Raw genomic sequence first — 26,079 nt, 5'->3', positions numbered from 1 at the left:
CTGTAAGAAAAATACTCACTGTGATGGCAACGCTAGCTGTAATGGAAGTGTAAGTTTTCTTCGTTAATCAGGTTCTTTAACTGTTGTAGGTTATCATCATTAGGGTAGACGCGCCAATGCTCAGACAGTCCTACATTGGCAATGCCATAATCCTCATAAATGCTCAGTCCTAGTGGCGTACAATTATCATTAATTGAGGCGTCGGTATTACTAAGAGGCTGATTGGCATCGCCTTGGCTCATGCCTCTATCTTGCGCCAATAAGTCATTACCATCTTCGTCATATAGACTGCCACCGCCGTTACTCATAGCAGTGTCATCATAATAATCATGAGATGGGCCATTACTTTGCTCGTCCTCATCAGTGTCGTGCGACAGACGCGGCGCCGGTATTAAGTCAGCTTGAGCTGATTTGAGCAGCGGTTGCAAGCGGGTTAGTAGAGTGATATCGCTACCATGAACCTTAATACTAATTTTCTTTAACCAACGCAAACGGGCATCAACCATGGTCAGGACATTATCAAGACGTGCAAAAAGACGGCCATCACGCTCACGGATACTGCCTTTAATGACCACCACTTCATCAACTTTTAATTGGTCTTTGACCCGGTTAAAACGCTCAGCGTAGCAGCTGACCTCTAATCTTGAGGTACCGTCATCTAAGGTAATCACGTTACGATTGCCAAAGTTAGCCATATCGATGATTAGCCCAGCAAAGTAGCAGCTGCCGTTATAGCCCGTGTCAGTTAGCTTATCGAGACGTGCGCCTGAAGTGTAGCGTTTGAGTTCTTCACGGTATTCATCAATAGGATGACCGGTTAAGTACAGTCCTAAGGTATTCTTTTCTGCTTTTAGGCGATGCTTATCACCCCAAATCAGCTCTGGAGTCATGACTAATGGTGGCGCGGCCACAGCGCCATCCATTTCTCCAAATAAATCCATCATGCCAAATTCTTTATTCTGGCGATCTTGTTCAGCCGCCTGGACGGCGCTCGGTAGCTGACTCATCAAGGCCCCACGGATCTCGTAGGCTTCGTCGTTTGGCAAGTCAGGTCGTAAGGTGGCAGCAAAGTCATCAAAACAGCCCGCGCTCACTAACGCTACTAGGGTACGCTTATTGATTTTTTTGAGATCAACTCGGCGACAAAAGTCATATAAATCTAGGAAATAACCATCGCGACGGCGGGCTTCAACGATAGATTCAACCGCACTTTCACCAACCCCTTTAATTGCGCCCAAGCCATAAATAATATTGGTTGGGGTATCGGCAACAAAGTGCCACTCACTGCGGTTCACAGAAGGATTGACCACCGTCAAGTCAAAATTTTCACGGCAATCATTGATAAAGAACACCACGTTATCGGTATTGTTCATATCAGAGGTGAGAACTGCTGCCATAAATTCAGCAGGGTAGTATTGTTTTAAGTAAGCTGTTTGATAGGCCAGTACCCCATAAGCGGCAGAATGCGATCTGTTAAAACCGTAACCAGCAAACTTCTCCATCAAATCAAACACGCCGCCCGAGGTCACCTCATCAATACCTTGCGCGGTAGCGCCAGTGATGAAAATATCGCGCTGCTTGGCCATTTCTTCTGGTTTTTTCTTACCCATTGCACGGCGCAACATATCCGCACCGCCCAAACTATAGCCTGCCATAACCTGTGAGATTTTCATCACCTGCTCTTGGTAGACGATAACGCCATTGGTGTTTTCTAAAATAGGCTCAAGGTTGGGGTGATCGTAAATAACTTCTTCGCGGCCGTGCTTGCGGTCAATATACATCTCTACCATGCCAGCATCAAGCGGGCCGGGTCGATACAGCGCACACATGGCAATAACGTCTTCGATATTGGTGGGTTGTAACTTGGCCAAGTATTTTTTCATACCCATACTTTCAAGCTGAAATACGGCGGTAGTCTTGGCATCTTGAAGCAGGCGATAAGCCTTACTGTCATCTAGTGGTAAATCCTCTAATACTAACTCGGCCACACCTTCTTTAGTTCGGCGTAGATTGATATTTTTAACTGCCGCACTAATCACTGTCAAGTTACGCAGGCCCAGAAAGTCAAACTTCACCAGGCCAACCGCTTCAACGTCATCTTTATCAAACTGGCTCACGCGGTGACCGTCGTCATCACAGTAAATGGCGCTAAAGTCAGTGATTTTATGCGGTGCAATCAGCACACCACCCGCATGTTTACCCACGTTCCGGCAAATCCCTTCTAGCTTAATGGCCATCTCCCAAATCTCAAGGGCATCGTCATAATCCATATTATCAGGGTTAGAGATCAAGTCTTTCAGCTGTGGTTCTTGCTCAAGCGCCTGGCTCAGTGTTATCCCTGGGGTTTTGGGTATAAGTTTCGACATTTTGCTAGCTAAGAAGTACGATTTACTTTGCGCGCGCGCGACGTCACGTACCACGGCTTTTGCAGCCATAGTACCAAAGGTAATGATTTGTGAGACCGCTTCTCGTCCATAGGTTTGGGCGACATAATCGATAACTTTATCGCGACCTTCAATACAAAAGTCAATATCAAAGTCGGGCATCGATACCCGCTCAGGATTCAAGAAGCGCTCGAATAATAAATCGTAATGTATGGGATCAAGGTCAGTAATATTTAGCGCATAGGCCACGAGTGAGCCGGCACCTGAACCACGACCCGGACCAACCGGGACACCATTGGCTTTTGCCCAGCGGATAAAGTCCATCACGATTAAGAAATAACCAGGGAATCCCATTGATAGAATAATACCCAGCTCATACTCTAAACGATCATCATATTTCTGCCTAATATCGTTCCAATTATCACTACGTGCCTCAATGGGAAACAACTTCTCTAGACGTTGATCAAGACCGCGCTGAGACTCTGCACGAAAAAAGGATTCTGTAGTCTCGCCCTCAGGTACTGGGAACTCTGGCAGTACGTTAATACCTAGGGTCAAGGTCACGTTACAGCGAGTGGCCAGTCGTAAGGTATTATCGATTACTTGCGGGATATCAGCAAATAACTGCTGCATCTGCGCTTGGGTCTTTAAGTATTGTTCATCTGAATACGACTGCGGACGATTAAGATCTGCCAATACATATGAGCCAGCAATACAGACGCGCGCTTCATGGGCATCGAAGTCATCTTGCTCCAAAAAGCGCACATCGTTATGGGCAATAATAGGAATGTTGTGTTTAGCGCCGGCATGAATAGCGGTTTTGATAAAGGCGTCTTCACCAGCACGATTGGTGCGCTTGATCGCAAAATATAAGCGATCTTTAAACTGCGCTTGCCACTCTGTAATCAGCTCATCTGCTTTTTCTGGCATAGAGCTCACCAAAGCCTGACCAACATCCGACTTTTCGGTGAATAATATAATCACGCCTGCCGCATGTCCCAGAATATGGCTGCGCTTAACGATAGGTGTGCCATGATTGGCAGGATCAGCGCGTCCTTCGGTGAAGCCAAGCGATACGATACGGGTAATGTTCTGATACCCTTCATTATCCATCGCTAATAGCATCAAGCGCGAGTCTTCATTTTCCATGATGACTTCACTACCGATGATCGGCTTGATACCGGCACCTAAGCAAGCGCGATAAAACTTTACTGTGGCGTAAAGGTTAGATAAATCAGTCAATGCTAACGCGCGCTGATTGTCTGCCGCGGCCGCCTTAACCAGCGGCTTAATACGCACGATAGAATCGGTAATTGAATATTCGCTGTGCATGCCAAGGTGTACGAATGCCATAGAGGACTCTTACTGATACAATCAAAAGGGGAAGTGTGCTGACTAGGAGTAGAAATAAAGTATAGTTATTTTTCTAAAAATTATTAGTTATCAATGCTTTATGATGCTACTCAAACAAAAATAAGGCGTTAATAGCCTTGTTTGGTATTCTTAATCTTAGTTGCTAATAATAGCATTATTTGTCGGTGACAGCCACTTATTCAATAGGAGGGCTTTAACTAAGGGCTGCTAAAAGTACACGTTCATTACGTTTCCCAGATCTAAACAATGCAGTTTCAATTAACAAGGTTATCCTTTAGAGAGTGACTTTTTAAGCAAATTATTTTAACGCATGGCAAAAATAACAATAACCATCCACACCATACTGATGGCTCGGCTGACTGTCGAATAGCCTTGTCTAAGGGTGAACCACGCAAAAATAATCGGTATTAGTAAGATACCTAACCCTAGCAGGATGCTGACTTTTCTTTGTGTTGGATCGGCATCAACATCAACATCAACATCAACACCAACACCAGTATCGTGTATTGGCGGCGGGCGAGCAGAGGTATTATTATCTGGTGCAAGTGGTGGTTGACGTTTAGAGTCACCGTGCGATTGATAAGAAGAGTACGACAGTCCGCTACCGGGAATACCAACCGTACCGCGCGTGCCTTTTTTACCCAAGTTTACAGTCGCGCCGCGTTTGCCTACTGAGAGGCTTGAAACGCCTTTTTTAGTCAGATTAATACGCACACCAGGTGCGATTCTAATGCTTTTTCTAAATCGAAAGCCCATAGTTATTGGTCGCTTGTTCGAGGGTGTGAGTACAGGGCCTAATATGAATTTATAAACGGCAAAACTTATTAAAAAGCCCTCGCTACCTAGATAGCAACGAGGGTCTAGCTAGATCTCTAGATATTATAATTTCACTTTATGTAATGGATATCACTCACTATCGATCCATCCCGCTGCTGAGCAGTACACATCTACAATTAGACATCCACAATTCACATTACTGCGGGTCTAACAATTCAATCCAGTGCTTCACTGGTATTGATGATTTAGTGCTTAAGTGCAGCTGGCAACCAATGTTGGCGGTCACTATTTGTTCTGGATTACCAATCGTTAAATCTGCTAACTTATTGGTCAGTAATTGCTGGCTCATTTCTGGTTGAAGTATTGAATAGGTTCCCGCAGAACCGCAGCATAAATGTCCGTCCTTGGTACGGGTCAGCTTGATACCGGCTTGCTGTAAAATTTGTTCAACTTGGCCACCCAACTGCTGGGCATGTTGCAAGGAGCAAGGGCAGTGTACGGCTGTCTTGCGACCGATCCCTTGTAACTCTAATTGACTCAAATCTTCTTTAAACAATACTTCGCTAAGATCTTTAGCCAGTTCGCTAACTCGTAGTGCTTTAGCTGCATAAGCTGGATCTTGACTCAGTTTCTCGCCATAGTCTTTGACCATAGTGCCGCAGCCAGAGGCACTAATAACAATAGCTTCTACTCCCATCTCAATATGAGGCCACCAAGCATCAATATTACGGCGCATAAATGCCAGCCCTTCCTCATGAGCAGAAAGATGATAGTTCACCGCCCCGCAGCATCCGGCTTTAGGCGCAGTGAACAGGCCAATGCCTAGTTTATCAAGCACACGCGCCGCTACAATATTAGTGTTGGGGGTCGCTGCAGGTTGAGCACATCCTGCAAGTACCAACATCTGGCGCGTATGTTGTTGCGTTGGCAAAGAGCGCTTAATCTGTCTGGCGGGTACTTTAGCTTTCAGACTACTGGGCAATAGTGGTCGCCCTAACTGTCCCAAACGTAACAAAGTTCCAAAGCGACGTGAATAGGGCAAAACCCTACGTATCAGCCAGCGCAATAGCTTCTGCTGCAAGGGTCGTTCCAATTGAGTTTCCATGATGCCACGGCCTATTTCGGCCAAGCGTCCATACTTGACACCAGAAGGGCAGGTGGTCTCACAACTACGACAGGTCAAACAACGGTCTAAGTGAGTTTGTGATTTTTCGCTGATATCACCCGTTTCTAGCAGCTGCTTAATCAAATAAATTCGTCCGCGTGGACCATCCCGTTCATCACCCAGCTCTTGATAAGTGGGACAAGTCGCATTACAAAACCCACAGTGTACGCAGCTGCGCAAAATAGAGTCGGCTTCTTCAATTTCTGGGTGATTCAGATACTTCACATTAATTTGGGTACGCATGATGTCCTCTTATTATTACTTTTAGCTATTCCATTCAGCTATTAAGTCTGGCTATTAAATCTAGCCATTACATCCAGCTATAGAGACGACCAGGGTTAAAGATTCCGTTCGGATCGAAGGCGTGTTTAAGTCGTTGGTGGAGTTGACGCAGCGCCTCGGGCTGAGTATGAAAAACGTCTTGTAGTCGATCGCCACCACGATAAAGGCTCACTTGGCCACCCGCACTCTCAGCCAACGCTTCTAATTCATCAACCGCAAAATCACCGCGTAGCCAACGCTGGCTCCCACCCCAATCAAGCAGCCAATCTGCCTCTGGCAAAAAATGTTGGGCATTACTATTGACTGAAAACCGCCATAAGGGGGCGTCTTGTCTAGCAAAATAATCCAACTGCTGCTCACGTAATTGTGTCCATAGATTATCGCCATCTTCTAGCACTGTGCCTTGCCACTGGGTAACAGTACTGTCTACCGCACTACGAGCGCCTTCCAAACGCAAGTAAAGATGATTATCAAACCAACACGCCGCGGTTAGGGGTTTGGATTGTCCCGCCAAACGATTCATCTCTGCAATGGCTTGTACCGCATTCATTTCTTGCTTGAGGGTCATGGTAGCGGCAGGCTTGGGCATTACTTTTAGACTGACCTCGCTGATGACTCCTAAAGTCCCCATCGCGCCAGCTTGCATACGTGAGACATCATATCCCGCCACGTTTTTCATCACTTGCCCGCCAAAGCGCAGTTCTTCTGCACGCCCATTGATTAAGCGAACACCTAGAACATGGTCTCTTATCGAGCCATTCCATGGACGTCCTGGTCCAGATAAATGACAAGCCAAAGTACCGCCTAGGGTCGCTCGTCCATCAAATAATGGCGGCTCAAACGCCAGTCTTTGATTGTGCTCGGCCAAAGCTGTACTGATTTCAAGCAAAGGTGTACCTGCTCGAGCGGTAAGCACCAGTTCAATCGGCTCATAACTGACAATACCGCTATGCTCAGCAAGACTGATGGGCTGACCTTCATGGTACCGACCCATGAAATGCTTACTACCACCACCAATTATTTTTAACGGTGTGCCATCAGTGCTGGCTTGTTTAACCTGTTCGATCAGCTCATGACTGAGGTCTTTATCACTCATGCGGGCTCTCCTTGCTGCATTGGCTCACTTTTACCTATATCGCCTCTGCCTACATCTAGTGCACGATATTCCTGACAATTTTTTAGCACAGGAATGCCTTTACCTGGATTGAGAGTGCCAGCAGGATCAAAGGCCGCCTTAATAGCGTGAAACTGGCGTAACTCCTGCTCGTTAAACTGTACATTCATTTGTCGGATTTTTTCTATGCCTACGCCATGTTCACCGGTAATACAGCCACCTACTTCCACGCATAGTTCTAATATGCGACCGCCGAATGCTTCAGTTTTTTCAAAATCGCCGGGCACGTTGGCATCAAATAAGATTAAGGGGTGTAAGTTACCATCACCTGCATGAAATACGTTGGCTACTCGCAAACCGTAGTGTTCTGAGAGTTTTTCCATTTCAGTCAATACATGAGCAAGTTGGCTGCGGGGAATGGTGCCGTCCATACAATAGTAATCCGCTGATATCCGGCCCACGGCTGGAAACGCAGACTTACGACCTTTCCATAATAAAGCGCGTTCTGCCTCGCTCTGAGATACTCGAGTTGAGGTGGCACCCAGCTGAATAAAAAGCTGCTCAACTTCTGCGATCTGTTCTTTAACTTCAGCTTCGCTACCATCTAATTCACATAACAGCAACGCCTTAGCATCGGTAGGATAACCGGCATGAACGAAGGCCTCAGCAGCTATAATCGCTAGGCTGTCCATCATTTCGAGGCCAGCTGGAATAATGCCTTTGGCAATCACGTCACCTACCGCGTCACCTGCGGTCTGTACATTATCGAAAGCTGCCATAATTACCTGTGCCTTTTCAGGACTCGGTAATAGCTTGACAGTTACTTCAGTCACTATGCCAAGCAACCCTTCAGAACCGGTAATTAAGGCCATTAGATCGAAGCCGTTACTGTCCAGTCCTTCGCTACCTATGCTGATCAGATCGCCTTCTACAGTAACCATTTCTACTTTTAATAAGTTATGTACGGTCAGTCCATATTTAAGACAATGGACACCGCCAGAGTTTTGCGCAACATTACCGCCTATCGTACAAGCAATCTGTGAGGAGGGGTCCGGACCATAATACAAGCCATGTATGCTTGCCGCTTCACTAATGGCTAAGTTACGGACGCCTGGTTGTAAGCGCGCGCTACGCGCTAGGGGATCAATCCCAAGAATATGTTTAAAACGAGATAATACCAGCAATACGCCATCAGGATTGGGCATGGCACCTGCACAAAGACCAGTGCCAGCACCACGAGCCACTACAGGAATTTGATAGCGATGGCAGAGTCGCATTATCTCCTGTACCTGCTCGACCGTATCTGGCAACACCACTATTAATGGCATATCACAATATACAGATAAGCCATCACACTCGTAAGGCTTCTGAGTTTCTTCATCACTGATCACGTGCTCAGGCTCAATAAATGCCCGAAACATCTGTACTAATGCGGCCTTATTAGGTCTTTCAATCTGGTTCATACTTTGCTCTCCCTAGCTAACTGGATTGACGATGATTTTCTTACTGTTGTCCAGCTAACAACGCTCACATTCATCGTTAATAAAAAACGTTTTTATTAATACCAACTGAAGATCAACTAAAAATATATCATTTTTAGCCGATGGTTCAAAAATGTCATAGGAATACCATCATCTCAATTTCGATAAGCTCAGCTGTTAGTAATAGGCTACACTAACAGCCGACCAACTTAGTAGCCTACTACGGCTGCATCCACGATACGCGGATCTGAAGATCCATATATACCGGTTGGAGTAATCATAATGGACTGTGTTGAGCCCATGGCTGCTTGCGGACTGACAGTATGACCCATCGATTCTAACTTTTTGATAGTATCGACATTCAGCGCTTTTTCGATACGAATCTCATCGGGTAGCCATTGATCATGAATACGCGGGGCATGAGTGGCTTCAGCGATATTCATATCATGATCGATAACGTTAGAGATAACTTGGGTGACGGTAGTGATAATACGACTACCGCCCGGGCTGCCGGTGACGATATAAGGCTTGCTGTCTTTAAATACCAGCGTTGGACTCATAGAAGATAAAGGACGCTTGTCTGCTTCGACGGCATTGGCTTCACCGCCAAGTAGGCCATAACCGTTAGGAACACCAGGCTTGGCTGAAAAGTCATCCATTTCATTATTTAATAAAATACCTGTCCCTTCAGCGACCATGCCCGTGCCATAAGAGAAGTTTAAGGTATAGGTGTTCGCTACCGCATTGCCATCTTTATCAACGATAGAGAAATGGGTGGTTTGATCGCTCTCATAAGGCAGTGGGTTATTGGCTTTAACCGTTGCGGCAGGCGTGGCTTTATTGGGATCAATCAAGGCACGCAGCTTATCTGCATAAGGACGCGCCGTTAGCCCATTGACTGGTACGTCGACGAAGTCCGCATCACCTAAGTACTCAGCACGATCAGCATAGGCCAATTGCATTGCTTCGGCCATTAAGTGGATGGTCTGGGCGCTATTTTGTCCATACTTATTTAGAGGATAGCCCTCTAAAATGTTTAGAATTTGGACGATGTGAATACCACCAGAGGATGGTGGTGGCATAGAGACAATCTCATAACCACGATAAGTACCTTTGACTGGCGCGCGGGCGATGGCTTGATAATTGGCTAAATCTTGCAAGCTCATACTACCGCCAGCCTCATTCACTGCCTTGACTATTTTACGAGCAGTTTCGCCTTTATAAAATCCATCTTTTCCTTGTGCCGCAATCAGCTTTAGCGATTGTGCAAGTTCTGGTTGTTTTAAGCGCTCACCAGGTTGATAAGCGCTGCCATCAGATTTGAAAAATATTTTTTTGGTACTTGGCCATTTTTGCATGCGCTCACTTAAGGCTTCTAGCGATTCGGTTAAGCCAGCGGTAACTTCTATACCATTCTCTGCTAATGAAATCGCCGGTGCCATCACTTGCCCGCGACTCATAGTGCCATGATCTTCTAGTGCTTTGAGTAGTCCTGCCACTGTGCCTGGTACACCGATAGCCAAGCCGTGATAGCGTGATAAATCACTGACTGCATTGCCCTCTTTATCAAGGTACATATCACGTGAGGCACTGCTTGGTGCTTTTTCGCGATAATCGAGCGCTACTGTCTTGTCTTTATCCGCATCATAAATCATCATGAAGCCACCACCACCAATATTACCAGCGCGTGGTAGGGTCACTGCCAGTGCAAAGCCAACCGCAACACTAGCATCAACGGCATTACCACCTTGCTTTAGAATCTGTAAACCAACATCAGAGGCAATCGCTTCTTGAGTGGCCACCATGCCATTCCTGGCCCATAGCGGATGCTGGATAGCATCGTTTGAGTAGATGGCTTGGTCGGCTTTAGCGGTAGTTAGAGCCGTGGTCGTGCTAGGTGCTTTTTTTAGACTGTTAGGCGTCGCAACCGTAATACGCTGGGTCTCAGACAGTACGGTCGGCGCGCTAGTCATAATAGCTAGATTTATCGCGCTAGTATTAATGTCAGTGGTATTGGTTACTTTACTGTTGGCGGGCTCAGCGGCATGAGCAGATATGGATACTAGGAAGCTGCTACTAATAAGTAAAATGGCAGCTCTAATGGCTGTTTTGCTTTGAAGATTAGGGCGGTGAGACTCTTGCTGAGTTTTTGATAGTGAGCGTTGCATCGCAAAATCCTTTTTACTCGGGAGAGATAGGTTGAGTTGTATTGTGACAGTTATTGGCAAAAGAGACGAATGGTAAATGATTCAAATTAAGTATTAAAAGGGGGCTGGCTATTTAAGCAAGCTGGCTAAATGATAGGCTTGTCGCATGAGTAGTAACAGGTACCGGCTGGTACAATTGCAATGCCACTTGAACCTCATTAATCTTACCAAGCATACTATAATTTATGCTTAACTGCTTTGGATTTTTTCTGTATAAATTATCTATAAAGTAATGGATTTAAACTGAGCGCTACTGCCCATATACAGATGATATAAGATGTTTTTTAGGGTAATTATCACTGAGTTTAAGGGCTGCCCACCTGCACCTCATCGCTTTATATTTTAAGTTTTACACTGGCCTATATTTTACACTTGCCTATACAGACGAGTTCAATCCTCTATTTTTGCGGGCAAATGCTTGTATTGTCCGGTCTAAAGTCAATAAGCTATCAATCAGCACCACAAAAAAGCGCATCAGGATCAACTGATGCGCTTTTTTATGATATTTACAATAGTTGCTATTTTATATATTTCCGATCTGTATAGTCGTGTGGCAGCACCAGTAACTAAGACTAAATAGTATATCAAAATGTAAGAAACATCATTTTTTACTAATGCATTTATGCCTGAGTAATGAAGGATTTTTTAACTTTGATATCGGTAAGTTGATAAAAATTAGTAATATATTTGCGGTTTGCAGTACAAATATGTCTAATATATTCATTTTTTAGCATATATTCCGACGAACGGTAGTAAATATGGCTAAAAAGTATTGTTACACTCTCTATATATCCGGTAATATGAATATATAGAGAGTGGTCATAGACTTACAAGACTGAACGTTCTTGTTTCTCAAACGCTAGTAACTGTTACATTTTAGCAAAAAACTTTCAGTCATATAAACTTATAGCCTGTTTTATTTTGTTATTTCGACTCTCTGTTACATGGATTTTATTTTCTATATCTCATAAATTTGTAAGGGAGTACACGTTATGAACCGCAATTATAAAGTTATATGGAATGCCTCTTTGAACTGCTTTATGGCAGTTGCAGAATATGCCAAGAGTCGGGGCAAGTCCTCAAGTGGCGCAGTGAGTTCTAGCTCTAGCGCCTCAGCAGCGGTATCGACAGGCGCACGATTATTGCGCGTAAGTGCTATATGTGCAGGACTGGCTGCATCTGGTCTGAGTATGCAGGCGACAGCAGCTAACGAATATGAGGGTGATATTGGTGGTAACGTTTTTACTGGTTTATACGGTGATCTAAACGTTAAAGGTGGCGAGAGTACTCTTGCCAATCTGACGAATAACAATATTGGCGTGGTCGGAACGGATACTGGCTTCACCAACACTCTAACCATCAAATTGGCTAAAGATCTAACGGGTCTTACTAGTGCTAATTTTGGTGCAGCTCCTCCAGCTAATGGAAATGCTGCAATTTCTGGAGTTACGATTTCAGGTGCAGGTATTAATAACGACGGCAAGCAGATTACTGAGTTAGCAAGCGCGGGTAACGTTAAATTGTTGACCAACGCTAAGAATGCAGTCAACGTAACTGACTTGAATAACGCAATTGACGCTAACAAGACACATTTCTACAGTGTCAACAGTACAGATGCAACTGCAGGTAACTACAACAACGACGGTGCGACTGGCGTTGATGCAATGGCAGCTGGTATTGGTGCGACTGCTACGGCTAATCGCGCGGTTGCTATGGGTACCGATGCGTCTGCTATGGGTCCTGAGTCAACTGCTCTGGGTTCAGCAGCACAAGCGTTTGCTGGTTCAGCTACTGCGGTTGGTTTTGGTGCACGAGCGGATCAGTACGGTGCAACTGCGATGGGTGTGAACTCTCGCGCTCAAGGCGAGTACAGCACCGCTGTTGGTCAGACAGCCAAGGCTACAGGTGCGAACTCCGTTGCTTTAGGTAAAGGTTCTGAAGCTACAGATGATTCGTCAACTGCTCTGGGTTCAGCAGCACAAGCGTTTGCTGGTTCAGCTACTGCGGTTGGTTTTGGCGCACGAGCGGATCAGTACGGTGCAACTGCGATGGGTGTGAACTCTCGCGCTCAAGGCGAGTACAGCACCGCTGTTGGTCAGACAGCCAAGGCTACGGGTGCGAACTCCGTTGCTTTAGGTAAAGGTTCTGAAGCTACAGATGATTCGTCAACTGCTCTGGGTTCAGCAGCACAAGCGTTTGCTAGTTCAGCTACTGCGGTTGGTTTTGGTGCACGAGCGGATCAGTACGGTGCAACTGCGATGGGTGTGAACTCTCGCGCTCAAGGCGAGTACAGCACCGCTGTTGGTCAGACAGCCAAGGCTACGGGTGCGAACTCCGTTGCTTTAGGTAAAGGTTCTGAAGCTACAGATGATTCGTCAACTGCTCTGGGTTCAGCAGCACAAGCGTTTGCTGGTTCAGCTACTGCGGTTGGTTTTGGTGCACGAGCGGATCAGTACGGTGCAACTGCGATGGGTGTGAACTCTCGCGCTCAAGGCGAGTACAGCACCGCTGTTGGTCAGACAGCCAAGGCTACGGGTGCTAGCTCTGTGGCCATCGGCGACGGATCCGAGGCAACCAAGGATAGCAACATTGCATTAGGCAACAGAGCACAGGCGACCGGAAACCAATCGATTGCGCAGGGCAGTAATGCGAAGGCACTCGGAAGCCAGTCAATTGCGCAAGGCACTTACGCCAAGGCAACAGGTAACTTCAGCTCGGCGCAAGGCTATTTCTCTGAGGCGACCCAGTCCGGTTCGATCGCACAGGGTCGGAGTGCAAAAGCATTCGGCGTGAACTCGATTGCGATGGGCACAGGCTCAAAAGCATTTGGTACTTCTAGTATCGCTATTGGAACTGGAAACGTAGTCTCTGGTGACAACTCAGGTGCGTTTGGTGATCCTAACTCAGTTAGCGGTACCGGTAGTTATGCCATTGGTAACAACAATACTATTGATAACGATAACACCTTTGTTTTAGGTAATGATGTCGTTACAAGCCAAGATAACAGTGTAGTGCTGGGCAACGGTTCTAGCGATCGCGCTTTCACAATTGAAACCGGTGCCGGCCAAGCAGTTGGTGTAGTCAGCGTTGGTTCTGATGGCGGCGAGCGTCAGGTTATTAATGTGGCAGCAGGTGCTCTAAACGCAGCATCAACTGATGCAGTTAATGGTAGCCAATTATTTACCACTAACAGTAACGTGACAGAAAATAGAGTTATTTCTCAAGGCAATATGGCCGCGCTTGGTGGTAGCTATGACTCTGTTAATGGTAGTTATACTGCTCCTGTTTATAATGTAATAGTTAATACTGCTACCGGAGCAACATCAGCAGTTGATACTGTCGCTGGTGCTGTGAACGCTCTTAATACTGCAGTACAGACTCCCCTCACTTTTGCTGGTGATAACGGTAGTCCAGTTACTCGTAAGCTTGGTCAAACGCTCAAAGTCAAAGGTGGTAGAACAGTTGCGTCTAACTCAGCAACTACAAACATCAGCGTAACTGCTGATGGTACGGATACCTTATCCGTCAAACTGGCTGAAGACATTGATCTTGGCACTAATGGTAGCGTGAGAATGGGTAGAAATGGGCTACTAAGTGTCAATACTACAGTTAGCGATACTGGCGTTTCCATAGTAAGACAAATAGGGTTTACTCCATTAAGTCGTTCTAGTGCTACCTTAAATAGCAACAGTCTTACTTTTGCTAGTGGCCGATTCGGTAGCCTTACTGGCGCTGGCGCTGCTACTCTCAGCAGCAACGGTCTCAACATTCTTAATGGACCAAGTGTTACTAAATCTGGTATCGATGCGGGTAACAGAAGAATCACACGGGTCTCTAACGGTGTTGACCCAACTGACGCCGTTAACCTAAGCCAGCTTACCGGTTCTGCTGCTGCTGCAAGAACAGAAGTGGTTGCAGGTACTAACGTCGCTGATGTTGAGAAGTCTACGGGCCTTAACGGTCAAGACATCTATACTGTCAATGCCAATGGCTCTAAAACCTCGGCAGGCTCTCTTGCATTAGAAGTAACCTCTACTACTGATGCCAACAACTTGACTGACTATGCGGTTGATCTAAGTCAAGGCACTAAAGACAGCTTAGGTAAAGCTGACAGCGCTATGCAGAATGTCATTACTCAAATTGATGGTGTTACTGTTAAAACCCTTGATAAGGATGACAATACTGCTAACTTTATCACAGGTGATAATATTGCTTTGACAGCTGATAGTTCTGGTATCAAAGTTGCTCTAAAAAACCAAATCGATCTAAGCAGCGCTGGTAGCCTCAAAATAGGTGATGCTTCGCTAACCAATAGTGACGGTAGAGGCTTTAGTGTTAACGGTTCTAAAATCGTTGATGTAGCAGACGGTAATGTCGGTGAATTTAGCAAACAAGCTATTAATGGTAGCCAGCTGTTTGAGACTAACCAAGTTATCGATCAAGGCTTAAAATTCAGAGGTGATAACGGTCTTACTATCACTCGTAAGTTAGGTCAACGCCTAGATATCACTGGTGGTGCGATAGGTAATCTGACTACAGGCAATATCGCAGTAAGCAATGACGGTAGTAATGGTCTGATTGTAGAGCTTGCGGAGAACGTTGACTTAGGCGCAACTGGTAGTATCGAAACTGGCGCAACCACTGTAAATAACGCTGGCATTAGTGTACTTGGTGGCACTCAAGGTAACGGCAATCCTGTTAGATTGACTGAAGACGGTCTATTCAACGGCGGCAATACCATCAAAGGTGTCGCTGATGGCCGTGTTGATGAAACCAGTCAGCAAGCTATTAATGGTAGTCAGTTAAATACAACTAACGATCTGATTGCTGACTTAACCAATGGTGTAACTGGTATCGTTCGCGAAGATAGTGGCAACGGCGCGCTTAGTGTCGGTTCTACGGCAGATGCAACGGGTGATAACTCCATTGCAATGGGTAAAAACGCAATAGCCTCTGGTAAATCTAGTATCAGTATCGGTACTGGTAATGAGGTCTCTGGCAATAACTCTGGTGCTATCGGTGATCCGACTGTTATCACAGGTAATAACAGCTATTCATTAGGCAACGATAATAATATCGCTGGTAATAAATCCTTTACCATTGGTAATGACAATAACATAAGTGGTAATAAGTCCACTACATTGGGCAACGACAATATAATCAGTGGTAACAGATCCTTTGCACTAGGTAACAATAATACAATCGCTGGTAATAGATCCTTTGCACTGGGTAATAACATCACTATTGGTACTGGTGTAAATGGTGCAGTAGGTATCGGTAATAACACTGATGTGACTGCCTCTACTGTCGGAAGCTTTACACCTACTGGCTCAACTGTGGTAGGAACATCAACTGGTAGCAATGTAGTGAGTATCGGCAGTGCTGGTAATGAACGTCGATTGACCAATGTAGCCGCTGGTGGTGCAGATACTGATGCGGTGAACGTCAGCCAACTTAAAGCAGTTAACAATAAAGTCAGTGAAGGCTTTAATATTAGCGCCCAAGGTGGTACTGCAGATAATGTCCAACTAGGCGAAACTGTTGACTTCACTAACACTGACAGTAACCTTGTAGTCACTAACACTGATAACAAGATCAACTATGATCTAGCTGATGATATTACTGTAGAGAGTGTGACTATTGGCAATGGCACTAATGACACTAAACTAACTACCGATGTTAGAGGCTTGAGTGTCAATCAGTCTAAAATCGTTGATGTAGCAGACGGTAATGTCGGTGAATTTAGCAAACAAGCTATTAATGGTAGCCAGCTGTTCAATAATGCACAGTCTGTAGCTAATAACTTCGGTGGCGGTTCAGTAGTCAGCGCTGATGGTACGGTTAGCGCGCCAACTTACAACGTGCGCAATACTGCAGGTACAACACAAAGCACCGTTGCTGAAGCTATTGATGCCCTAAACCAAGGCTTTAAGTTACAAAGCAACAGCGCTGACACTACCACTATTCAACCTAGTGAAACTGTAGACATCGGTACCGTTACTGGTGAGACTAATATCTTAGTTGAGAAAAATGGCAACATTATCGATTTCAGCTTAAACAGAGAGATCGACGTTGATAGTGTGACAGTTGGTCCTAACGTACTAAACGCTGCTGGTTTGACCGCAGGTAACACTTTTATATCTTCTGATGGCCTAACCTTTCTCGGTGGCAGCACAGTTTCTGTGACATCTACTGGTATCAATGCGGGTGGTCAAAAAATTACTAACGTTCAAGACGGCAAAGTAGGTCCTAACAGTAAGCAAGCTATCAATGGTAGTCAGCTCTTTGAAACGAACCAAATCATGGGTAAAGGCTTCAACATCACAACTAACAGTAATGTTACAACCAAAGACAACGTCAAACTTAGTGAAACGGTCGACTTCACCAATACTGATGGCAACTTAGTCGTTAGTAATACTGTCGATAATGGTGTGAACTATGACTTAGCTGATGATATTACGGTTAATCAAGTGACTATTGGCGACGGAACCAACGACACTGTATTAACCACTGATGCTAGAGGCTTAAGTGTCAATCAGTCTAAAATCGTTGATATATTAGACGGTAATGTTAATGCTGGTAGCCAACAAGCTATCAACGGTCGTCAGCTGTTCAATAATGCACAGTCTGTAGCTAATAACTTCGGTGGCAATTCAAGTGTCAATGCTAATGGTACGGTTAGCGCGCCAACGTATACGGTAAATAGCGCATCTAAGAATAATGTTGGTGATGCAATCACAGCATTAGACCAAGGCTTTACCTTACAAAGCAATGGTAATGGTGCTGCTGCTGTCAAAGCAGGTGATGTTGTTGACATCGGTATCGCTGCTGGTGAGAACAATCTACAAGTCACTAAAACTGGTAACAACATCACATACAACCTCAAAAAGAATCTTGATTTAGGTGCTACCGGTAGTGTTAAATTAGGTAGCGTTCTACTGAATACTGATGTTAGAGGCTTAAGTGTCAATCAGTCTAAAATCGTTGATATAGCAGACGGTGATGTCACTTCTACTAGCCAACAAGCTATTAATGGTCGTCAGCTGTTCCAGACCAATCAAGATGTAATAGCTGCACAAGCTGCTGCTGATCAAGGCTTTAATATTAAAGGTGGTAGCAGTACTGTTGATAATGTCGAACTTGGTCAAACCGTTAACTTCACTAACACTGATGGTAACCTAGTCACAACCAATAGCGACAACGGTATTAACTATGATCTTGCTGATGACATTACGGTTAATCAAGTGACTATCGGTGACGGAACCAATGATACTGTATTAACCACTGATGCTAGAGGCTTAAGCGTCAATCAATCTAAAATCGTTGATATATTAGATGGTGATATCACTTCGACTAGTCAGCAAGCTATCAATGGTCGTCAGTTAAATAGAACCAATACCAATGTTGCAGGCAATATGGCAGCGCTGGGCGGCGGGGCAACTTATAACGCAACAACTAACGTCTATACTGCGCCAACGTATACCCTGAACAATGGGGCTGACGTCTTTAATAATGTTGGCGATGCACTGGGCAATCTGGATGGTCGTACTACCACCAACACTAACAACATTGGAAATAACACTACTGCTATCAATAATCTAACTAATGGCACCACTGGCATCGTTCGGCAAAATCCTACTGGTACTGGCAACATCACTGTAGGTGGTACAACAGGTGGTACTAACGTAAACTTCTCTGGTACAGCTGGTGATCGTGTATTGAGTGGCGTTGCAGATGGTTCTGTTGCTACAGGAAGTAAAGATGCTATCAATGGCGGTCAGTTGTATGCTCAAGGCGCTGGTGTCGCAGGTATCATTGGTGGTACTACAGTTTATAACCCATCTACTGGTAACTTCACGAACGCTAATATCGGCGATACTGGTAAAAGTAGTATTCATGAGGCAATCAAATCTGTCAATACAGCGGCGGCAGCTAAGACCACAGTAACCGCTGGTGATAATATTGTTGTAGATTCAGTACCCAACGGAGATGGCTCTACTAATTATCGTGTATCTACTTCTAAAAACCTAAATGTTGATAGCGTCAAGGCTGATGATGGCGCAGGTAATATAACTACAGTCACTGCTGTTGGTACTAGCGTTACTAACGGTGATTATACTACTAAATATAGTGCGACAGGTTCAAGTCAAACAGATCTTACTGGCAACGCCAATAACATCACAGCACTTGGCCAAACCATTGCTACAGGCGCTAACATAACAACCGCAACCAGTGCCGGCACAGATGTCACTGACGGCAAGAACAGAAGCATCCATGGCGCAAACGGCTTCTCTGCCACTGATGCTGAAGGCAAAAATGGCACGGTCGTTGATCAAACAGGTGTAAGTTTCAGAGACAGCGCAGGCGCTGCCGCTGGTCCAAATATGACCGCAGCCGGTATTAAGGGTGTTGTTGATGGCAGAGAACTTGACGACGCCGTCAACTTCGGTCAGTTAAGTCGTATGGAGAGGAGACTTGGTAATAGCGTCAACGAGTTAGGCTACAGAATTGGTGAGGTTGAAGATGATGCGAATGCTGGTATCTCAGCAGCGATGGCAATGTCTTCATTACCACAGTCTAATATCGCAGGTAGATCTATGGTAGGTGGCGGTATCGCGACTTATAATGGTGAAAGCGCAGTAGCGGTTGGTGTCTCTAGAGTTTCTGATAACGGACGTTGGGTGATGAAGGTAAGTGGTACTGCGGATACCCAGGGTAATGCTGGTGGATCCATTGGTGCAGGCTTCCATTTCTAATTTAATCAAACGTAAGATGACAGTGTCTATTTTCAATAAATAGGTGCTGTCAATTCACTCAAGACCTATCAAGGAACGCATAATGAATTTACATCTATACCGTTATGGCCTACTGGCTACTGCTTTACTGTTAACTGCAACGGGTTGTACTTGGCACGTAAGTCCTGGCGCTCAGTATGGATCAGTTGATGCTAATGACTTAATATTTCCTGATGAAAGTAAGGCATGGCAAAAATCGGGTAAACTCGTTGACCAAAGCGACGTGGCCAAAATTAAGGTCGGCACTACCAAAAGTGAGATCTATGAGCTGATTGGTACGCCACACTTTCAAGAAGGGTTTAACGCCCGCGAATGGGATTATATTCTCAAATTCTCTAATGCAAATAAGAATATAGAGACCTGCCGCTATAAAGTTATTTTTGATAATAGCTACGAAGGAAGACTGCTTGGTGATGAATTTTTTGTCACAGAGATCTATTGGCAGCCTGCATCATGTCAGAAGTATTCCCAGGCTGATCGTTAGTTTGAATAATATTGTGACGTTTTAAATAAAAAAGCAAGACATCTAATGTCTTGCTTTTTTATGGCTTAAAGCTCAAATTAACAGTGTTAACAGCTGCTTTTAATACGAATATATACCTATAATATTTTCTGATATTTGAATCACTATAGGCTATAAAAACAACTTTAGATGTTGTGGCATTAAATCTCTATTTGCACTCCGCCTCCCAAGTTATATTGAAATATAGACATAAAAAATCCCTAGATAAGGGATTCTTAATTATAAATGAGTTCAACGACGCATCTCTACATTGCGCCTAATAATAGTTAATAACAACGCCCTAGTAATATTAGAAGTTACCGTAAGTCAATAAATAAAGGTAATAGCACTTTATTATCGTTACCTTCGTTTGAGGTGCTTATAATCCTACGTCAGATTGCAATGCTTCACTTATCTTGACGGGTACAGCAAACATCCAAGGCATACCGCCTGTACAGAAAAATTTACCATCACTAAAAGATATAATGTGGGCTGTAAAGTCGTTGCCGCCGTGATCTGTCATTGCTTGTTCATCGCTATCATCATCTATAGCGCACCAGATGTTTTCGTCACCACGTTCTAGCATCGCGCGAGTTAAAGCGCTACCTGTTAGTATATTATGCATTTTGAGCTCCTTGTCATTTACTGTATCGAAACTACAGCAGGCCCGAGATACTAAAGCCTTTTATAATTACAGCAGTTTGCTCTCACTAGCGTCCATTCCATTGTATTAATTTAACGTGATTAATAGTATTGCTAGCTATTTGCCAATAGGGTTGTTTGTCAATGGCTATATATTTGTTAGGCTCCATTATACTCTTTAGTGTTACTAAAGTGTTAGTATATAACCGTAATTATGGATATAGTAGTCTACATCCATAATATAGCAACAAAATAAATCTTTTATATACTATTAATTGGTTGTGTGTTGTGATTATAAACATAACATAATATTTATAAAAGTGGAATAATTTTTATAACGCTCTATATACGACAAGCGTGTTCGATCAGGTAAAGAAACAAGTCCAACACGTTAACTAAAGTAATGTTTTATAATAAATTTTAACAAATATCATAATGGTACTTCACCAAATCTAAATTTGGGCAACTGGCTTGGTAATCCCGCCCATAATTATAATAGTAACACCGTCAAGTTATCTTTACATCTCAACTTTTTGGTTTGAATGGACCTTCATTAGGACCTCTGCCAGCTAGGATAATGCTCGTTGATGGCTAAAGATTTGAGACGATAAAAGCCTCTAAGAATACGTACAGTCAATCCAATTTAAAGACGATACAGTGCCGCTGATATGAATTTTCCGCAGCCTCTGTCACGCGTGCGAAGAGGAAGTAAGAAAATAACTGGTCTAAACCTACTGTGCTATCATCTACTGAGTCAGTTCCAACAATTCCGCTGCGCTAATAGCCTCATTTTTTCAGCTTTTACTTTTGAGTTACTCAAAGCAAATATAAGCAGCGTGATTGTAAAACGTTTGTTTACCATTTTTAAAACCTGCTACTGCTTGTGATGCGGTTCTAATGGCCTCTATCTCATCCTTTGCTTCTAATACTACCAAGGTAGCTGGTGCACCTACTGTTATCTCAGATTGGTGTGACAGTAATTTAGCTGCATTTTTGCTGATCATATCAAAAACATCTGCCATTTCAGTGTCCTTAGATAGCTGAGCAATATTGGCATACATATTTGCCATTCTAATCAATGAGGCATCACCATAAGGCGTGAATGCATTCAAAATATTGTTACTGGCAATAGTGGTATTAATGCCCATTTCTGCCAATTCATTGGCGTTAACCATACCTCTAGGTATCAAAGCATCATAGTTACGCCCATTTAGATAGATATCGGTCGCCGGCAACACAGTTAAGGAGATATTAGCAAACTTCAGTAAACCTGCCATTGCTCTTCGCTGCATCTTATCCATAGCAGAAAGCTTGGTGACATGACCAATAGACACACGGCCCTGATAGTTACGTTTGATGGTTTCTTCTACCAGTTTTGGGATGGTTGAGCTATCAGGATCTAAATCAAAATCTAGATGAAAATCAACATTGACATTAAACTGCTCAGCTAAGTCAAATATCATCTCGATATGTTGGTTTGGATGGTCATCTTTGTACGGACAACCACCTACCAAATCCGCGCCCTGTGCTAGTGCTTGTTGCAGCAGTTCATAGGTTTGTGGTGCATTGGTCAAGCCATCCTGGGCAAAGGCACAAATTTCTATATCAATCGCAAATGCATACTTCTTTTGGACTCTCTTTATAGCTTCAAAACTGCGCAATTGAGTTTTAGCATCTGTTTCGACGAAGGTTCGCAGGCCAACGGTGCCTTTTTTAATGGCCATTTCTATGACTCTTGATGCGCGTTCAAACACATCTTCTTCAGTAAACTCTTTTTTGGCTTTACCGGTTTCTTCTACCGCTTCTTCTAGATTGCCTTCCTCTAAGCTACAGCGGTCCAGTATGCAGGCCTTATCGAGATGTATGTGACTCTCATAAAAACCAGAACAGACAAAATTACCTTTTGCGTCGTAAACAGTGCCATCATAAATAACGTCATCATCAATACTATTATCTTCAACGACATCAATGCCCGTAATATGAGCTTCTTTTATACTAATATTAACCAAGCCTTTATGACTTTTTAGTCGTGCATTTTTAATTATTAAATCAGTCATCATTATCTCCCTCGTGTCCATTAGTACTCAATTAAGTACCATTTGGGCTTTTTTGTCTAGTGAGTCATTGCCTCTATAGTTTTATTTTATGTGTTTGGTATGGTAGTAAAACTGATTATTATCTGCTGGTCGTTATTGACACCTTGCAAAGATTTCAGCTCTTATGGTGTTTATTCCTGCGTTAATCATGGCTCTCTCTGTTATAGTTAGCGGCTTTTATCTGGTCTTAGTCTTTGAGATAACTCTCCATAAGACTAATATTACGCTCGTTATCTTAGTCAAGCATTGCCAGACACCGTCAACTTACTTAGATTAAGCTTTTCCACTGCCAAGTAAGTTCATTTACTGGTTGTTATTTTATTAGTAGTAAAGAGAGGAAATGAGTAATGATCAATACCAAAATATATAAATCAGTCTATATTTTAGCTGAAGAGCTGCTAGAGGCGAACAATAGACGTAATCAAGAAGCTTTCGATGCACTTTATGTAGAGTTACAGACTATATGCAGCGATAACGAAAACACCGATAAAGACCATCCCGTACAATGGGAGACACTGGCTGACTTTACAGAGGAATTAGATGAGGCGCTAATTATCTACGAAAAAGCCCTAAAAAAAGCGATTGCGATTAATTCAAAAGACTGTATGTCCTCAATTGCTTTTTCCATGGCGGTATTGCAAGTTGAATTAGGGCAAACTGAGGCAGCTATTGAAAATCTACAAAATGCGAAAATTAGTGCTAATAAAATCGAAGATAAAGAACTCAAGAACGAAATACATGATTTACTGGTTAAGCTATTGGCAGAATAACATTAAGTAAGTGCTCAAATAAATGAGCAAGGTATCGACTTGATGCCTTGCTGCCAATATTGTGGCGGGCTAGTGGCAAATTATCTCGCTTGGTTCAGACTGTATGCCACTAAATCTTATAGTCCATCTTCAGCACACCAAACGACATATTCATCTACAATTTTTTGTTGCAACAGTTAATCCGTTGTGCCGCTATCGTTAATCTAAGATAAAAGAAATACAGCCCATATTATAAAATAGTTTATTCAAACTATTATTTATCCAACCTTGGCGTAGAAACTTAGCCTGTGCCTATTTCTTCTCCCACTTGAGTAGAGCTCTCGTCTTGCACTCGGGCAAAGCAGTGCTTTGCTTTATCCTCGTCCATGACCATCATGGGTTTAGTCTTCAGGCTTGGAACGAGAGTGCATTTGCACCAGTCTTATAATATATATCCATTGATATCCCCTCCCAAGGTAACTAAGCCCGAATAGTGTGTTTTCGTACAAATCACCAATCATATTGGTTCAGCTTGAACCCTGCAAGCTGTAGTTGTCGATACAAGGTGAACCTATCGGCGCATAGCCTCTCATACTCAAAGTCGCTCTAATCCATGTAAAACACAGGATAGCCTTCAGCGATGTAATCATTAAGCTGACTTTGATACTGCGTTCTTTTGATCGCGTAGGCTTTTGGGTGTATCAATGTCTTTTTTTTGGCTGATATTTAAGCACTTGCGTTCTAGAATCTGCCGAGTCAATCATCGTTTCATTTCACCTTACCTATTTTGGAGATAGCGCACCCCTCCTATTTTGGAATTACTATAGCTAAGTAAGTGTATAGAGTTATTTTATACATAAAACAAGATGAACGGTCTATTAAGTAGAATGGCTGGCCTAGCACATCAATATTATATTGTATAAAATATATTAGGGAGCGTTAAATATTTATCAATAAGCACTGCTGCCAGTCAATGAGCGCTGTGTTCCAGACAACAGATAACTCGATGATAATGCAGCTGCGTCAGCTAAAGTTGCTACATGGTACGGAGCCGTTTTAGCATCAGCCCCAACCCTCTAAAACGGAAACAGTACTCTTTTTTGCCGCTACTTTGCCAAAATTATCCGCTTAGAATGACTAGACCTTTTGTAAAAATACCATTCCATTGATTGCCATTAACCGAGTTTCAATGGTTAACGATGACTTGTGCAAGAGAGCTATTAAACTAGATATTTTTGACTTTGAAGTGACTAAAAGATAGTCACTGTCAGTGCTATGGTCAAATGTTCAACATGCCTCAAACACACTCATAAAAATAAAAATTTAATTTTTCAAGTAAATGCAATTCTCTCAGATGTTCTATGGGCTTACTTAAAAAACATAGCAATATAACAAAGAGTGTCTTGTCCATAACATTTAATTAAAAAACCACTATTTTTAACCACGAGTGACTCTACAAACTATCATTCAGGAATTTACTATGGAAAGGGTATTTAAAAATACTATCGCCACTGTTGTAGTGCCAATTATTTTATTTAGTATTACTGCATGTGCTATCACTGGTAATGATGGTATCGATAACGATGGAGACACCCGCCGTGTCGGCAGTGTGGTATGGAATAACCAAGTAGATATTGATATTAATGCTGTATTAGTAAAACAAGTGGCTACTGATAATACTAGGTTAGTTTTTGTCCGAAAAAACGATAGTGACCCTGAACAAACAAGCGCCAATATTGCGGTTAACAATAGGTTTCAAGTTAGTCTGCATCCGGGAAATTATACTGTAGTCAACTCGTGTGTTGGTATCAATCAGCTTAGCGCAAATGCTACTGGATTTAAAAACAACAACTTATTAGCGGATAAAAAAATATATGAATTAGTTGGTGGTCAAACATACTTTTTCTATATTGATATGGACGAAACAGGAAAGGGGACACTAGAGCAGATTACGTCTGATAGTGCATTACAGCTATTAGCTAATAAGCGTTATCAAACGCATCAAATCAGCCGGGTAGTTCCAAGCTGTCCAGCTCCTATCGCTACTTCGTTACCTGTAGTACTGCCTCCAGTGATACAGCCACAACCTCCTATTTTAGCTGAAAGGGTCACTATTGATCTTGAAGTGCTGTTTGAAACTGATAAAGCCGTTGTCCAGCCAGAATATTATATAAAAATAGCGGAACTAGCAGAGTTTATGATGCAGTATCCAAACACAGCCACTACCGTCGAAGGTCATACAGACAAGCGCGGCAGTGATACCTATAACCAAGCTTTATCGCAACGACGAGTTGATGCCGTAAAAGAGGTGTTAATCACTCGTTTTGGGATTGCAGCTGAGCGCTTAAAAGCGGTTGGTTATGGAGAATCAAAGCCGAGAGCAAGTAATGATAATGCAGAAGGACAACGAATCAATAGACGTGTAGTCGCTGTCGTTGAAGAGCGCTTAACCAATTGATAATCGTATTAACCTCCAATAATTGAGGTTGCCTGATACAAAAATAATTTAAC

General features: G+C 43.5%; 12 protein-coding genes. 4 read left to right on the top strand and 8 right to left on the bottom strand.

The window, feature by feature from the left end; all coding sequences use genetic code 11:
- Positions 1-32: 32 nt before the first annotated feature.
- From dnaE to ggt, 6 genes are all read right to left on the bottom strand, one after another.
- Positions 33-3,737 carry a DNA polymerase III subunit alpha gene (dnaE, locus tag H4W00_RS09315; RefSeq protein ID WP_209957541.1) on the bottom strand — a complete coding sequence of 1,235 codons (3,705 nt, stop codon included), beginning with the start codon at positions 3,735-3,737 and terminating at the stop codon, positions 33-35.
- Between the two features lie 324 nt (positions 3,738-4,061).
- Positions 4,062-4,514, bottom strand: a complete 453-nt coding sequence (locus H4W00_RS09310; RefSeq protein WP_209957538.1) for a DUF4236 domain-containing protein — start codon at positions 4,512-4,514, stop codon at positions 4,062-4,064.
- Positions 4,515-4,731: 217 nt separating this feature from the next.
- Positions 4,732-5,943 carry a glycolate oxidase subunit GlcF gene (gene glcF, locus H4W00_RS09305; protein ID WP_209957536.1) on the bottom strand — a complete coding sequence of 404 codons (1,212 nt, stop codon included), beginning with the start codon at positions 5,941-5,943 and terminating at the stop codon, positions 4,732-4,734.
- 67 nt (positions 5,944-6,010) lie between these two features.
- A complete protein-coding gene (gene glcE / locus H4W00_RS09300; protein WP_209957533.1) occupies positions 6,011-7,078 on the bottom strand; it encodes a glycolate oxidase subunit GlcE in 1,068 nt (355 codons plus the stop codon).
- The gene (locus tag H4W00_RS09295) at positions 7,075-8,559 is read right to left on the bottom strand and encodes an FAD-linked oxidase C-terminal domain-containing protein (protein WP_209957531.1); all 1,485 of its coding nucleotides are present in this window, start codon (positions 8,557-8,559) and stop codon (positions 7,075-7,077) included. Before H4W00_RS09295 ends, glcE begins: the two co-directional genes overlap by 4 nt.
- Before the next feature lie 227 nt (positions 8,560-8,786).
- The gene (gene ggt, locus H4W00_RS09290) at positions 8,787-10,745 is read right to left on the bottom strand and encodes a gamma-glutamyltransferase (RefSeq protein WP_209957528.1); all 1,959 of its coding nucleotides are present in this window, start codon (positions 10,743-10,745) and stop codon (positions 8,787-8,789) included.
- 1,031 nt (positions 10,746-11,776) lie between these two features.
- Between ggt and H4W00_RS09285 the strand changes: the two genes are divergently transcribed.
- Together H4W00_RS09285 and H4W00_RS09280 are read left to right on the top strand one after the other, a co-directional pair.
- On the top strand, positions 11,777-19,540 hold the full coding sequence (locus H4W00_RS09285) for a YadA-like family protein (RefSeq protein WP_209957527.1): 7,764 nt from the start codon (positions 11,777-11,779) through the stop codon (positions 19,538-19,540).
- A gap of 82 nt (positions 19,541-19,622) precedes the next feature.
- Positions 19,623-20,063: an outer membrane protein assembly factor BamE gene (locus tag H4W00_RS09280; protein WP_209957526.1), complete on the top strand. Its 441-nt coding sequence runs from the start codon at positions 19,623-19,625 to the stop codon at positions 20,061-20,063.
- A gap of 397 nt (positions 20,064-20,460) precedes the next feature.
- Here the strand turns inward: H4W00_RS09280 and H4W00_RS09275 are convergent, their stop codons facing one another.
- On the bottom strand, positions 20,461-20,706 hold the full coding sequence (locus tag H4W00_RS09275; RefSeq protein WP_209957524.1) for a hypothetical protein: 246 nt from the start codon (positions 20,704-20,706) through the stop codon (positions 20,461-20,463).
- 829 nt (positions 20,707-21,535) lie between these two features.
- Positions 21,536-22,780, bottom strand: a complete 1,245-nt coding sequence (locus H4W00_RS09270) for an amidohydrolase family protein (protein ID WP_209957522.1) — start codon at positions 22,778-22,780, stop codon at positions 21,536-21,538.
- 386 nt (positions 22,781-23,166) lie between these two features.
- On the opposite strand from H4W00_RS09270, the gene H4W00_RS09265 reads away from it, so the two are divergent.
- Entirely contained in the window at positions 23,167-23,589 is a 423-nt protein-coding gene (locus H4W00_RS09265; RefSeq protein ID WP_209957520.1) for a tetratricopeptide repeat protein, read from the top strand.
- A 1,459-nt stretch (positions 23,590-25,048) separates the two neighbouring features.
- Positions 25,049-26,026, top strand: a complete 978-nt coding sequence (locus H4W00_RS09260; protein WP_209957518.1) for an OmpA family protein — start codon at positions 25,049-25,051, stop codon at positions 26,024-26,026.
- The last annotated feature ends 53 nt before the right edge of the window (positions 26,027-26,079 follow it).

Source organism: Psychrobacter sp. PL19, from assembly GCF_017875835.1.
In the GTDB taxonomy this organism is placed as follows: Bacteria; Pseudomonadota; Gammaproteobacteria; order Pseudomonadales; family Moraxellaceae; genus Psychrobacter.
Note: the sequence above shows the minus strand (reverse complement) of the source record. Positions and strands in the feature narration are given on the sequence as shown.

Excerpts from the sequence above, each read along its gene's own strand:
- H4W00_RS09280 (WP_209957526.1), top strand. The coding sequence starts at position 19,623 with ATGAATTTACATCTATACCGTTATGGCCTACTGGCTACTGCTTTACTG.
- glcF (WP_209957536.1), bottom strand. The coding sequence starts at position 5,943 with ATGCGTACCCAAATTAATGTGAAGTATCTGAATCACCCAGAAATTGAA.
- glcE (WP_209957533.1), bottom strand. The coding sequence starts at position 7,078 with ATGAGTGATAAAGACCTCAGTCATGAGCTGATCGAACAGGTTAAACAA.
- dnaE (WP_209957541.1), bottom strand. The coding sequence starts at position 3,737 with ATGGCATTCGTACACCTTGGCATGCACAGCGAATATTCAATTACCGAT.
- H4W00_RS09310 (WP_209957538.1), bottom strand. The coding sequence starts at position 4,514 with ATGGGCTTTCGATTTAGAAAAAGCATTAGAATCGCACCTGGTGTGCGT.
- ggt (WP_209957528.1), bottom strand. The coding sequence starts at position 10,745 with ATGCAACGCTCACTATCAAAAACTCAGCAAGAGTCTCACCGCCCTAAT.
- H4W00_RS09260 (WP_209957518.1), top strand. The coding sequence starts at position 25,049 with ATGGAAAGGGTATTTAAAAATACTATCGCCACTGTTGTAGTGCCAATT.
- H4W00_RS09275 (WP_209957524.1), bottom strand. The coding sequence starts at position 20,706 with ATGCATAATATACTAACAGGTAGCGCTTTAACTCGCGCGATGCTAGAA.
- H4W00_RS09295 (WP_209957531.1), bottom strand. The coding sequence starts at position 8,559 with ATGAACCAGATTGAAAGACCTAATAAGGCCGCATTAGTACAGATGTTT.
- H4W00_RS09285 (WP_209957527.1), top strand. The coding sequence starts at position 11,777 with ATGAACCGCAATTATAAAGTTATATGGAATGCCTCTTTGAACTGCTTT.
- H4W00_RS09270 (WP_209957522.1), bottom strand. The coding sequence starts at position 22,780 with ATGACTGATTTAATAATTAAAAATGCACGACTAAAAAGTCATAAAGGC.
- H4W00_RS09265 (WP_209957520.1), top strand. The coding sequence starts at position 23,167 with ATGATCAATACCAAAATATATAAATCAGTCTATATTTTAGCTGAAGAG.